Source organism: Pseudoalteromonas aliena (genome assembly GCF_038155085.1).
Classification (GTDB): domain Bacteria; phylum Pseudomonadota; class Gammaproteobacteria; order Enterobacterales; family Alteromonadaceae; genus Pseudoalteromonas; species Pseudoalteromonas aliena_A.
Genome location: NZ_JBAKAU010000034.1, coordinates 1 through 12,918, shown reverse-complemented (window position 1 = coordinate 12,918; position 12,918 = coordinate 1). Strand labels below are relative to the sequence as shown.

Sequence of the window (12,918 nt, the reverse complement as noted above, 5' to 3'; positions counted from 1 at the left end):
CAATAAGCCAAGCAGAAGCATCAGTAGACGCAAAATTAATGAGCATGTTCTCTGAGCTTGATACTGACCAAAATGGTGAGTTATCAAAAGAAGAATTTTCAGAAGCTTAATTTAAAGTATTTATCCTGAGTTGCCAAAGACAACCTAAGTAGGCAAGGGAGCTTACGAAAGAGGATAACAAGGAAGTGAAAAATTACGTTTTAAGTTAAACGAAGCAATTTTTTTGATAGAACATTGAAGGATTAAGTTATGAAACATTTAAATAAAGCATTAGCACTTATAGTACTAGCATTTTCTTCAGGTGTATTTGCAGCATCAGACTTTGACAGTCTTGATATCGATGGTAGCGGCACAATTAGCCCAAGCGAAGCCGCAGTCGATACGGATTTAATGGCTGAATTTATCGAGCTAGACACAGATGGTAGCGGCGAGCTTTCTAAAGGAGAATTCGCTAATTACTAACTAACCTGAACTCTGGATAATAAATCTATCTCTAGCAGCTATTTTCAGCGCTAACTGCGTTGAATTTACTTGCAATAGGCCAGCTATTGACGCGTAATTCGCCTTGTTTTCACTGAAAATCTCTGGCTAGAGAAAATAAATTTAAATATCACCATGATTCAATACGTTAGTAAATCTCTTAACCAGAATACAGGTTAACTAATCTTTTTTAGATTAAACATTTTCACAGTCAGGGAACTTTTAAAAGAACTTCCCATATTACTAGGAATATTATTATGAAAACATTAAATACAACACTTGCAGTTATCGTTTTAGCATCTTCATCAGCAGCATACGCAGCAGTGGACTTTGCCTCTTTTGACGCAGATGGCGACGGTGCGATTACAATGGAAGAAGCGAAGGTTAATCCTCAACTTGTAAAGATTTTTGATGATTTAGATGCTGATGGAAATGGTGAAATCTCTAAAGAAGAGTTTTCAAAGGTACAGTAATTAATATTTGAGCATACTCCACTAAAGCCGCCTTAGTCAGCGGCTTTTTTATATTTTAAGTTAACTAATGAGAGTAACTAGTTAGAGGAATATAGCACTTACTTGGAATAGCTTTTCTACAACGGTAATATGCTTTTTGTCGATTAAAAACATAATGACATGATCGCCCGACATAATAATTGTATCGTCGTGGGCTATCAGTACATCGTCATTGCGTACTATTGCGCCAATAGTTGTACCTACAGGTAACTTAATGTCTGCAATTGCTCTGCCTACTACTTTTGACGTATTTTCGTCTCCATGAGCTACAGCTTCTATTGCCTCTGCAGCGCCTTTTCGAAGAGAGTAAACGTTTACAATGTCGCCACGACGAACGTGAGTAAGTAGTGCTGAGATAGTTGCTTGCTGGGGTGATATAGCAATGTCTATTTCGCCACCTTGTACTAAATCTACGTAAGCTCCACGCTGGATAAGTACCATGGTTTTTTGTGCGCCCATCCGCTTTGCGAGCATGGCTGACATAATATTAGCTTCATCGTCGTTGGTTACGGCAATAAATACATCAACTTGCTCTATATGCTCTTCTGAAAGTAATTCCTGATCAGAAGCATCACCACAAAATACAACGGTATTATCTAGTAGTTCGGATAATTGCTCTGCGCGCTCTTTACTACGCTCAATTAATTTAACGCTGTGGTTTTTCTCAAGTGAACGCGCAAGGCCTGCCCCAATGTTACCGCCACCTGCAATCATAATTTTCTTGTAAGAACGTTCAAGTTTTTGTAGTTCGTTCATTACTGCGCGTATATGTTTTGTGGCGGCAATAAAGAATACTTCGTCATCGGCTTCAATAACGGTGGTGCCCAGTGGTTTTATTGCTTTTCCTTGACGGTAAATAGCGGCAACACGAGTCTCTACATTAGGGATATGTTCTTTAAGTGCAGATAGCGCATAACCTACAAGTAAACCGCCATAGTAAGCTTTTACGGCGACTAACGAGAGCATACCATCGGCAAACTGCAATACTTGCAGAGCACCTGGATAGTCAATTAGACGGCGAATATACTTAGTGACCAGTGCTTCGGGAGCAATGTAGTGGTCGATAGGTAAATCATCGTTTTGAAATAGTTTTTCACGGTATTTTAAATATTGCTCTGAGCGAATACGGGCAATTTTAGTAGGCGTTTTAAAAATACTGTACGCCACTTGGCATGCAACCATATTCACTTCATCTGAACTGGTTACCGCTATAATCATATCGGCATCTTCAGCACCTGCACGGCGTAAGACATCAGGGTGCGCACTATGGCCCATAACCCCTTGTAAGTCGTACTTATCCTGAAGTTCTCGTAATCGGTTACCGTCTATATCAACAACGGTAATTTCGTTTTGTTCGCCAACTAAGTTTTCAGCAAGCGTAGCACCAACTTGCCCGGCACCGAGTATAATTATTTTCATTATTTACCCGTAGTATTGACCATAATTTAATTAAAAAAATAGCCATTTAATATTTCATAAATGGCTAACTATTTAGTGTACGGCTATTAGGCTTTTTTAACTAGTTTAGCGTAATAAAATCCATCACTTTCACCGGGCAGTAACTGCAAACCTGGAGTTGTTACGGTATCGTTTTCGTGTAGAGGTATATGTTCTACATCATCGTTATTAGCTAAAAACTCAGCAACTTGCTGTTGGTTTTCTTGCGGAAGAACCGAACACGTAGCATATACCAATGTGCCACCTGGTTTTAACAGCGGCCAAATGCTATCAAGAATATCGCTTTGTAACTTAGCTAAGTCTTCGATGTCTGATGCGCGACGTAACCATTTTATGTCAGGGTGGCGGCGAATTACGCCAGTGGCCGAACAAGGCACATCAAGCAAAATACGATCAAATAATTTTTCGTCCCACCATGTATGTGGTTGTGATGCATCGCCACATTGTAGATCTGCACCTAAGCCAATACGGGTTAAGTTTTGCTTAACCCGTTCAAGACGAGTTGAATCGCTATCAAGTGCAAGTACGTCTGCATCAGCAAGCTCTAAAATATGACATGTTTTTCCGCCAGGCGCTGCACAGGCATCCAAAATATATTCGTCATCTTTTGGTTCTAAAAAGCGTGCTGCAAGTTGTGCTGCTGCATCTTGTACTGAACATGCACCTACATCAAATTCTGGCAGCGAGAATACATCACGCGGCTTAGCTAGCTTAATACCGTCAACAAACTCTGGGTTTAATGTGTGTTCAATATCGTTAGCCGTTAACATTTCGCTGTATTCTTGCGTACTGTATTGAGCTTGATTTACACGCAACCACATAGGGGCTTGTTGCTGGTTTTCTTCAAGTAATGCTTCCCAGCTATTTGGGTATGCAGCTTGCACTTGTTTAATAAACCAATTTGGATGATTGTATAAACACACCGGAATAAGCTTCGCTTTTTCTTCAAGCTCTGCTTGTTGGCGCTGAAAACTACGTAAAATGGCGTTTATCAGCCCTTTTAATCCTAAAGCGCGCAGTTGAGCGAGTGCATTTACAGTTTCTGATATTGCGGCATGTGGAGGCACGCGCATATGCTGTAGCTGATATATACCTACATATAACAAAAACTGAAATATTCTACGCTTACCTTTTAACGGCTGCTCTACTAAGTGTTGGCAATAGTTTTCAAGGCTTGGTAAGTATCGTAATACGCCATAACAAATTTGCTGCAGTAATGCTTTGTCTTTTGGGGGTAAGCCTTGGCTTGCAAATGGAAGTTCTTGATTAAGCGATGCGCCTTTATCAACGACGTTATATAAAGTTTCAGCGGCAAGCGCGCGTACATTTGGAACATTACTCATTATTTTCGCCTAATACTGTACCCGGGGTTACCCAATCACTACGACCATTTAAAAAGTCACTAGTTGCCATTGGCTTTTTGCCTTGCGGCTGTAATTGCGTAATACATAAGGCGTGTTCGCCACACGCCACTACTACGCCATTTTTGTCGCTTGATAAAATTTGGCCAGGAGCGCCTGATTGCAGCACAACCTGCGCTTGATAAATCTTTACTGTTTGCCCTGCCATTTGGGTAAAGCACACTGGCCATGGATTAAAAGAGCGAATGCTTCGCTCAATTTGTAGCGCACTCATGGACCAGTCGATATTAGCTTCCTCTTTAGAAAGCTTTTTAGCGTAATTAGCAAGTTCATCATTTTGGGGCTCAGGGGTGATCTCGCCATTCGCTAATTTATTAATGGTTTCAATTAACGCGTCTGGACCTAGCTCAGCAAGCTTTGTATATAAACTGGCGCTGGTTTCATCAGTATTAATTGCACAGCGACTAATATGTAGCATGTCGCCGGTATCAAGCCCTTCATCCATTTGCATAATAGTTACGCCGGTTTGCTCATCACCTGCCCAAATTGCACGCTGAATAGGTGCAGCACCACGCCAGCGCGGTAATATAGAGCCATGTACATTTAGACAACCTAAACGTGGAGCTTCTAATATTGCTTTTGGTAAAATTAGCCCGTAAGCCACTACAATCATAATGTCGGCATTTAAGCTTTTAAGCTCTACTAATGCGTCATCATTTTTTAACGACTGTGGCTGAAAAACCGGTAAGTTATGTTCAAGCGCTAGCGCTTTAACTTCGCTGGCTTTTAATTTTTTGCCACGACCAGCTGGGCGATCAGGTTGGCTGTATACACCTACTATTTGATGCTCGCTTTGTATAAGCGCTTGTAAATGACGTGCGGCAAAATCCGGCGTACCGGCAAATATAATGCGTAATGGTTGGGTCACTGAGTTTTCCTAAGGTGCTTATTACTGTGCTGCAAATTTAGCTTCTTTTTCAAGCTTTTTACGAATACGTTGGCGTTTAAGTGGTGATAAGTAATCAATAAATAGCTTACCTTGTAAGTGATCAAGCTCATGTTGAATACAAATAGCCAGCAATTCGTCTGTGTCTAGTACAAACTCTTCACCGTTTTCGTTAAGTGCAGTGACTGTTACTGTTTCTGCGCGATCTACCTTTGCATACGAATTAGGTACTGATAAACAGCCTTCTTCGCTTACGGTAGAGCCGTCTTTTTTGATAATTTGTGGGTTAATGAGTACTAAAGGCTCATCACGCTCTTCAGATACATCAATTACAACGATACGTTGATGAATATCTACTTGTGAGGCTGCTAAGCCAATGCCATTTTCATCATACATAGTTTCCAGCATATCTTTTACTATTTGGCGTACTGTGTCGTCAACTTGCTCAACGTCTTTTGCTACTGTACGTAAACGTTCATCTGGAAATCTTAAAACTTTTAACCTAGCCATAGTTACCTTTTTACACTTGTGCTTAATTTAGGGTATTGTATGCTCTTATTTTAGCCATTCGCGTTCACCTTTAACAGGTTTTGGGCAATAATAATGAAAAAACAATACAAGGAAGCTCAATGAAATTTCCATTAATTACAACCATACTTGTACTAAGTGCCATTTTTCCTGCTATGGCTGATGTGCTTAAAATAAAAAAAGATGCACCAGAACAGTACGTTGTAAAAAAAGGCGATACGCTTTGGGATATTTCAGAGATTTATTTAGACGAGCCTTGGTTATGGCCTAAGCTTTGGCAAATGAACTCTGGAATTGATAACCCAAACCTTATTTACCCAGGGGATGCACTTGCTTTGGTATATGATATAGATGGTGAGCCACGATTGGTGATTAATAAAGCTTATAAAAAGTTATCTCCTCAGGGCCGAATTACACCAAAAGGTAGTAATGCAATAACTACCTTACCACTTGAGATGATCAAACCTTATATTAGTTATGAACAAGCAATAGATAATGACAATATTAAAAATAGACCCTATATTTTAGGTGCAAATGAAAATACTAAAACACAAACGCTAGGTCACATTTTGTACGCCAAAGGGGACTTACAAGTACATAAAGCGTATGCCATTTATCATGAAGGCGAACCTTACACCGACTTAGAAACTGGTGAGGTACTAGCAGCGCGTGCCTCTTATGTCGGTATGGCGCGTGCATTTAGAGCCGGGGATGAGCATAACGGAGTCCCATCATCATTGCGAGTAGAGTCGGTTAAACGTGAAATTCAACAAGGCGATTTTTTAATGCCAGCAATGGAAGGGCAAATGCTTCCTGCGTACTTTGATATACACCGTCCATCAGGACCTGTAATAGGTAATGTTATTGCTTCACCACGTCAAGTCAGAGAATTTAGCACGATGGATGTTGTAGTGCTAAACTTAGGTAGTGAACAAAATATAGAAGCGGGGCATGTATTAGATCTAGAGCGCCAATCGCCAATAGTTATAGATGGTCCGCGTGGTCCTCGCTATCCAGAGGATTCGAGTAAGTTCGAAAAGCTTTTATCTGATGTAAGTGAGTTATTTGGTGGTGAGTCTGACGAAGAAAATACAACGTGGACTATGCCTAAAGAAAAAGTCGGCGAGCTAATTGTCTTTAAAGTGTATGACAAGGTAAGTTATGCATTAATAACTAAGAACCAGCACCCAATTCGCATTGGAGATATTGCAGTTATTCATTAAGAAGTAGCGAGTCGGTGCTCTAGGAGAGAGCATGGATCAGTCATCTGGCAAGCTAGCCCACTGGCTTGCCCTTTATATGTGTAAAGGATTGGGTATAAAAACCCTTTTAGCACTATCTACAAACTATTCACTTGGGTCGTTATTCGACTTATCTCATGACAAGCTTTTAAAGCTTGGATTAACTGCTAATCAAGCGAGTAATTTACTCAACACCAATTGGCAACAAGTCAGTCATTATGAGCAATTAATAACGCTGAACAACATTACTGTTGTCTGTATTTTTGATGCGCTTTATCCAGAAGATCTCCGGCAGATTGCCAGTGCGCCTTTATTATTATTTTGCAGGGGAGATGTTTCGTTATTATCCGCTCCACAAATTGCAATTGTTGGCAGCCGTAACGCTACACCTAGTGGGCTTGAAATAGCCTCAGAATTTGCATACGAGTTAACTTTGGCGGGTATTACGGTTACTTCAGGTATGGCGCGGGGAATAGATGGTGCAGCACATAAAGGCTCTCTTGCTGGTACAGGTAAAACCATAGCGGTGCTTGGTACTGGGGTTGATATTTACTATCCCAAACGCCATAAACTATTAACAGACCAAGTTTTAGAAAGCGGCCTGCTGGTGAGTGAGTTTCTACCAGGCACAGCTGCTCATGCGCATAACTTTCCGCGCCGTAATCGTATTATTTCTGGGTTATCGTTAGGAGTGCTTATTGTTGAGGCTGAAATTAAAAGTGGTTCGTTAATTACAGTGCGTTATGCGCTTGAACAAAATAAAGAGGTATTTGCAGTACCGGGTTCTATTAAAAACCCGTTAGCGCAGGCTAGTCACTTTTTAATAAAGCAAGGTGCTAAGCTGGTAGAAAACGTGGCTGACATTCTTGATGAGGTGAGTTTTACTTACGACAATAATGTATGTAGTAAAGAGCAGCCGATTCAAGCCAATTCTCAATGTGAGGTTTTAAATAGTATTGGCTTTGAAGTAACCAGTGTAGATGACATTGTGCGTCGTGCGCAGTGGCCAATAGATAAAGTACTCGCTAGGTTGCTCGATTTAGAATTAGACGATCAAATTGAGCGCGTATTAGATGGTTATATTAAGTTAAGCGCAGGAAGGTAATATGTTTGATATTCTTTTATATCTTTTTGAAAATTACATTCATAGCGAAGCGGATATATTTGCCGAGCAAAATGAGCTAACCGATGAGTTATTACGCGCGGGCTTTAATAAGCCAGAGATATTTAAAGCGCTTGATTGGTTAGAGCAACTGGCCGACTTACAACACAGTGACGAGTCTCCTTACCTTATTGCTAATCCTAAAGGTGCAGTTCGTATATTTACCGATAGTGAATGCCAAAGGCTCAGTGCGGAGTGTCTTGGTTTTTTAATGTTTATTGAGCAAATCGGCGTAATTAACAATGTAACTCGTGAGATGGTAATGGACTGTTTAGCCTCACTCGATAAACCCAACATAAGCCTAGAAGATTTAAAATGGGTTGTACTTATGATTTTGTTTAACGTTCCTGGCTCTGAGGAGGCATATGAGCAAATGGAAGATTTAATTTTTGATGAACCCAGCGAGCGTCTTCATTAGAGATAATTATCTTAATTGTACTCAAATTACTTAAAAGGATAAGCACGGCATTGCTTGTATCTTTAAGTGGTTTGGGTATATTAGGCGAAAATTCACCAACCTATTAGGATCACCATGAGTAAAATCGACCATTCGCTTTTCTCGGCGAACAAGCACGCCCTCGAAAAAGAATACGAGATATGCCCACAGTGTGGTTCAGAGTTAGTGATCCGCAATAGTAAATCAGGCCCTTTTTTAGGATGCGCAAGTTATCCAAAATGCGACTTTATTAGGCCACTGGCACACCACGACAGTAACGAAATCAAGATATTAGAAGATTCAGCATGTCCTGAGTGTAGCAAACCGCTGGTGGTTAAAAATGGCCGCTATGGTATGTTTATTGGGTGTACGGGTTATCCAGAGTGTCATTACATTGCTAACGAAAATGAAGAAAAGCAAAGCGAAGATACTTTGCCTAGTTGCCCTAAATGCAAAAAAGGTCATTTAGTCGCGCGTAGTAATAAGTTTGGTAAAGTATTTTATTCTTGTGATTGCTACCCAAGTTGTAAATACACGCTTAATAATAAACCGGTTGAACATCCGTGTCCTGAATGTGACTGGCCTATCGTCATAGAAAGAAATATGGCAAACGGCATATTATTGCAATGCCCACAAAAAAGCTGCATGCATAAGCTCACCTCAACTGAATAACGTTTAATTATATCTGGAGACTACTTTGTCAGACCTTTCAAATACGCCCACTGCAATAACATGCTTAACGCAAGGCGAAGTTATTTTATACCCAACAGAAGCTGTATATGGTTTAGGTTGTGATCCAGATAATCAACAAGCCGTTGAGGCACTATTAGCTATTAAGCAGCGCCCGGTTGAAAAAGGGCTTATTTTAATCGCTGATAACTACGGACAATTATTAAAATACGTAGATGATGCAAAAATACCAATGGATAAACGCGCTGATATTTTTTCGAGTTGGCCTGCTGCAATTACATGGGTGATGCCTGCATCTAAAAATACGCCTAAATGGCTCACAGGGCAGTTTGATACCATTGCAGTAAGAGTAACAAACCATCCAACAGTAAAACGCTTATGCCAAGAGTTTGGTAAGCCACTAGTATCAACCAGTGCAAACTTAACCGGTCAAGAAACGGTAATTAGTATTGATCAAGCCAAAGCGCAATTTACAGAACAAGTTGGCTTTTACGTTGACGAGGCGTTAGGTGGCAATACTCAACCAAGCACAATAAAAGACGCCATGACGGGCAAAATATTTAGAGGTTAATATGCAAAGCGAATTATTAGATCAAGTAAAAGCATACTTTATGGCTTTGCAAGACACTATTTGCAAAGGTTTGGAGGCTGCAGATGGCAGTGCTAAATTTATAGAAGATAACTGGCAGCGAGCAGAAGGCGGTGGTGGTCGTACACGTGTAACCACAAATGGCACTGTAATAGAGCAAGGTGGAGTTAATTACTCTCATGTATTTGGCGCCTCAATGCCTGGTTCAGCAACAGCACACAGACCAGAGCTTGCAGGACGTAGCTTTCATGCGTGTGGTGTGTCGTTAGTTATTCACCCTAAAAACCCTCATGTACCAACAAGTCATGCCAATGTGCGCTTTTTTATAGCCGAAAAAGAAGGCGAAGAGCCAATATGGTGGTTTGGTGGCGGGTTTGATCTCACTCCTTTTTATCCAGTATTAGAAGACGTACAGCATTGGCATCAAGTTGCTCACGACATTTGTGCGCCATTTGGTAGTGAAGTTTATCCAAAATATAAAACATGGTGCGACGAGTACTTTTATTTAAAGCACAGAGATGAGACGCGCGGAGTAGGCGGTTTGTTTTTTGACGATTTAAACGAACTTGGTTTTGAAAAGAGTTTTGCGTTTATGCAATCGGTAGGTAATGGCTTTTTAGATGCCTATTTACCTATTATTGAACGTCGTAAAAATGACGAATACACAGAGCAACAACGTGATTTTCAGCTTTATCGTCGCGGACGTTATGTAGAGTTTAATTTAGTATGGGATAGAGGTACGTTGTTTGGGCTACAAAGTGGCGGGCGTACAGAATCTATATTAATGTCTATGCCACCACTTGCACGCTGGGAATATAACTATAAACCAGAGCCAAGTAGTCCAGAAGCTAATTTATATCAGTATTACTTACGCCCGCAAGAGTGGTTAGCTAGTCAGCCAAGTGAGCTGATAGCTAGAGAGTGGCAATTATAAAAATTACACAATAATCAAAAAGGCGCTAATTAGCGCCTTTTTGCATTATGCTAAATACAAATTTAATGCTGATTGATCATGTGCGTTGCTAGTTGAGAGAATGATTGTTTTAATCCTTCACGTAACAACGGATTGTCTATTTCTATATCCAGCGTTTTATTCATGCAGTACATCCACTGATCGCGCAATGCTTTGTCTACAGTAAAAGGCATATGGCGTTTACGTAGCATTGGCTGACCATGTTTTTCTGTAAATAGGTTTGGCCCGTCTAACCAACCAGATAAAAATTCAAAAAATACTTGGCGAATTCGATCTAATGGCAGAGGATGCATATCATATAACGGTTTAGCGTATTCATCTGACTCCATTATGTCGTAGAATCGGTTGGAAATAGCACGCGCCCCTTTCTCTCCACCTATTATTTCATACGGTGTTTTTTCAGGAGTAGGAGCCTGTTGCTCAGGAGCTGGCTTAGATTTAGAAAAAAGTCGTTTAATCATATTACTTATCATCGTTAATAGGCAGTATATAGCTGCAAAGAGGTTGCTTTAAAATGGACAAATATGCGGTTTTTGGAAATCCAATTAAACATTCAAAATCCCCCGCGATACATAAACAATTTGCTTTATCACTGGGTGAGCAAATCGACTATCGCGCAATATTAGCACCTATCGATAACTTTGAAAAAACAGTATTGTCTTTTTTTGAGCAAGGTGGTGTAGGTGCTAACGTTACAATGCCATTTAAAGAGCAAGCCTATGCAATGGCCGATGAGCTTACGCCATTAGCTAAAATTGTAGGGGCTGTTAATACATTAAAAAAACGAGATGATGGCACATTACTCGGAGATAACACCGATGGTGTAGGCTTTGTAAATGATTTACTCGCTAATAAAGTAGCTATAACTAACAAGCGTATTTTAATCATAGGTGCGGGCGGTGCAGCTCGAGGCGTTATTTTACCTTTGTTAGAGCATAATCCTCAGGAAATAATAATAGTTAATCGCACAGCACAAAAAGCCAAAGAACTTGCAGAGCTGTTTACTCAATATGGACCAGTATCTGGTTTTGGTTTTGATGATTTACCAGTAAGCGATTACTCACTAATTATAAACTCTACATCTAGCAGTATGAATAACGAACTTCCAGCTCTTGATAAAAAGCATATAACGAACTGTGAAGTTGCTTATGACATGTTTTATTCACTGCAAAATACCATTTTTATGAATTGGGTTGCACAGCATAATATTAACACTAAGCTTTTAGATGGCAGTGGCATGTTAGTTGGCCAAGCTGCTCAAGCATATTATGTATGGCGTAATAAAATGCCAAAAATACTTCCCATCGTTGATGCGCTCAAACAAGGAACGCTTAAATGAATCAGGCAATACAATTTATAGATAGGCTAGAGTTTAGAGAGCCTGATCACCAGTTGGTGTTTTTTGCTCAAGTGAGTGGCATGTTGGTGGAGTGTGTTATTGCAGTCAAACCACTTAAACTAACTGATGAAAGTCATGCTACAGATTATTTTGAAAAGTACCGTTTTGATTACGAAGAGCGTGCCGAGGAGCTTATCGAAGAAGAGAGTTACAACTCGGCAGGTCAGATAGAAGTAAGCTTATTGCTCTAAGTTAGCGATTTCAGCTAAATACTCATCTTTAAGTGATACGTAGTTATCGGCAGATATTTTTAAAAAGGCAAGTTCTTGCTCTGTAAGAGAGCGGGCTTGCTTAGCTGGACTCCCTACATATAAGTAACCAGACTCTAAGCGTTTGTTTGGTGGTACCAAAGAGCCGCCACCTATAATCACATCATCCTCAACAACTACGTTATCCATAATAATAGCGCCCATACCTACAAGTATACGGTTTCCTAATACACATCCGTGCAACATTACCTTATGACCTACAGTTACATCGTCACCTATAATAAGTGGATAACCATCAGGATTACTTTTAGTTGTGCGAGATAAATGCAATACACTGCCATCTTGTATATTGGAGCGTTTACCAATACGTATATAGTTAACATCGCCTCGGGCGGCTACTAAAGGCCAAATACTACTATTATCACCTAAAGTAATATCACCAACCAAAACTGATGACTCATCAATATAAACAGACGAATTAAACGAAGGAGTAAAACCTTTATAAGAACGGATTGCCATATTTAGTACCTTTTAGATAATAGTTATTAGCTTTGAGTGTATCAGCAAGGTTATTTTTGTACCATAAAAGGCACTGTTTGGTTACAAAACTATCAGTTTTAGAGTGTTTAGTTCAGATACTGACCGAACAGTATCTTTTTTTACTTTTTCTTTAGAAAAGTACTTGCGTAAAAATCTGTTCTCCCTATAATGCGACCCCACTGAGACGGGAAACGCCAACGCATAGCGAGGCACGAACTACTCAGAGAGTTAAATAAAACTTCGGTTTTAAATTTTCCAAAAGAAAGTTTAAAATAAAGTATTGACTCGAAAAATAAAGGGTGTATTATTTGCCTCCCTTGAGTCGCTAAAGCGACTCAAAACGTTCTTTAACAATGTAAAGCAATCATCTGTGTGGGCACTCGTACAGATTGAG

Annotated in this window: 16 protein-coding genes and 1 pseudogene; 11 read left to right on the top strand and 6 right to left on the bottom strand. The window is 40.0% G+C overall.

The window, feature by feature from the left end:
• From V6260_RS18295 to V6260_RS18285, 3 genes and pseudogenes are all read left to right on the top strand, one after another.
• Positions 1-110 (top strand): annotated as a pseudogene (locus V6260_RS18295) (calmodulin); the annotation flags it as partial.
• Between the two features lie 139 nt (positions 111-249).
• Positions 250-462: a calmodulin gene (locus V6260_RS18290; RefSeq protein ID WP_341595541.1), complete on the top strand. Its 213-nt coding sequence runs from the start codon at positions 250-252 to the stop codon at positions 460-462.
• 275 nt (positions 463-737) lie between these two features.
• On the top strand, positions 738-953 hold the full coding sequence (locus V6260_RS18285) for a calmodulin (RefSeq protein ID WP_341595540.1): 216 nt from the start codon (positions 738-740) through the stop codon (positions 951-953).
• An 81-nt stretch (positions 954-1,034) separates the two neighbouring features.
• Here V6260_RS18285 and trkA read toward each other — a convergent pair whose 3' ends face one another.
• From trkA to def, 4 genes are all read right to left on the bottom strand, one after another.
• Complete coding sequence (trkA, locus tag V6260_RS18280; protein WP_341595539.1) at positions 1,035-2,411, bottom strand: Trk system potassium transporter TrkA; 1,377 nt, start codon at positions 2,409-2,411, stop codon at positions 1,035-1,037.
• Positions 2,412-2,497: 86 nt separating this feature from the next.
• Positions 2,498-3,793 (bottom strand): 16S rRNA (cytosine(967)-C(5))-methyltransferase RsmB, encoded by a 1,296-nt coding sequence (rsmB, locus tag V6260_RS18275; protein ID WP_341595538.1) that lies wholly within the window; start codon positions 3,791-3,793, stop codon positions 2,498-2,500.
• The gene (fmt, locus tag V6260_RS18270; RefSeq protein ID WP_341595537.1) at positions 3,786-4,739 is read right to left on the bottom strand and encodes a methionyl-tRNA formyltransferase; all 954 of its coding nucleotides are present in this window, start codon (positions 4,737-4,739) and stop codon (positions 3,786-3,788) included. Before fmt ends, rsmB begins: the two co-directional genes overlap by 8 nt.
• A gap of 21 nt (positions 4,740-4,760) precedes the next feature.
• The gene (gene def, locus V6260_RS18265) at positions 4,761-5,267 is read right to left on the bottom strand and encodes a peptide deformylase (RefSeq protein WP_341595536.1); all 507 of its coding nucleotides are present in this window, start codon (positions 5,265-5,267) and stop codon (positions 4,761-4,763) included.
• Between the two features lie 119 nt (positions 5,268-5,386).
• On the opposite strand from def, the gene V6260_RS18260 reads away from it, so the two are divergent.
• From V6260_RS18260 to hemF, 6 genes are all read left to right on the top strand, one after another.
• A complete protein-coding gene (locus V6260_RS18260) occupies positions 5,387-6,508 on the top strand; it encodes a LysM domain-containing protein (RefSeq protein WP_341595535.1) in 1,122 nt (373 codons plus the stop codon).
• Between the two features lie 31 nt (positions 6,509-6,539).
• Positions 6,540-7,631, top strand: coding sequence for a DNA-processing protein DprA (gene dprA / locus V6260_RS18255; protein WP_341595534.1), 1,092 nt, complete (start codon positions 6,540-6,542; stop codon positions 7,629-7,631).
• A 1-nt stretch (position 7,632) separates the two neighbouring features.
• On the top strand, positions 7,633-8,106 hold the full coding sequence (locus tag V6260_RS18250) for a DUF494 family protein (protein ID WP_341595533.1): 474 nt from the start codon (positions 7,633-7,635) through the stop codon (positions 8,104-8,106).
• A 114-nt stretch (positions 8,107-8,220) separates the two neighbouring features.
• Positions 8,221-8,796: a DNA topoisomerase family protein gene (locus tag V6260_RS18245; RefSeq protein ID WP_007377626.1), complete on the top strand. Its 576-nt coding sequence runs from the start codon at positions 8,221-8,223 to the stop codon at positions 8,794-8,796.
• A gap of 25 nt (positions 8,797-8,821) precedes the next feature.
• The gene (locus V6260_RS18240) at positions 8,822-9,385 is read left to right on the top strand and encodes an L-threonylcarbamoyladenylate synthase (protein ID WP_007377625.1); all 564 of its coding nucleotides are present in this window, start codon (positions 8,822-8,824) and stop codon (positions 9,383-9,385) included.
• Position 9,386: 1 nt separating this feature from the next.
• Positions 9,387-10,337: an oxygen-dependent coproporphyrinogen oxidase gene (gene hemF, locus V6260_RS18235; RefSeq protein WP_341595532.1), complete on the top strand. Its 951-nt coding sequence runs from the start codon at positions 9,387-9,389 to the stop codon at positions 10,335-10,337.
• Positions 10,338-10,399: 62 nt separating this feature from the next.
• On the opposite strand, the gene V6260_RS18230 is transcribed toward hemF, so the two are convergent.
• A complete protein-coding gene (locus V6260_RS18230; RefSeq protein WP_341595531.1) occupies positions 10,400-10,837 on the bottom strand; it encodes a group II truncated hemoglobin in 438 nt (145 codons plus the stop codon).
• 53 nt (positions 10,838-10,890) lie between these two features.
• Here V6260_RS18230 and aroE point away from each other — a divergent pair, with 53 nt between their 5' ends.
• Positions 10,891-11,715: a shikimate dehydrogenase gene (gene aroE / locus V6260_RS18225; RefSeq protein ID WP_341595530.1), complete on the top strand. Its 825-nt coding sequence runs from the start codon at positions 10,891-10,893 to the stop codon at positions 11,713-11,715.
• Positions 11,712-11,966: a DUF1488 family protein gene (locus tag V6260_RS18220; protein ID WP_341595529.1), complete on the top strand. Its 255-nt coding sequence runs from the start codon at positions 11,712-11,714 to the stop codon at positions 11,964-11,966. Before aroE ends, V6260_RS18220 begins: the two co-directional genes overlap by 4 nt.
• On the opposite strand, the gene V6260_RS18215 is transcribed toward V6260_RS18220, so the two are convergent.
• On the bottom strand, positions 11,955-12,503 hold the full coding sequence (locus tag V6260_RS18215; RefSeq protein WP_341595528.1) for a gamma carbonic anhydrase family protein: 549 nt from the start codon (positions 12,501-12,503) through the stop codon (positions 11,955-11,957). The two genes, V6260_RS18220 and V6260_RS18215, sit on opposite strands and share 12 nt — an antisense overlap.
• Positions 12,504-12,918: the final 415 nt, after the last annotated feature.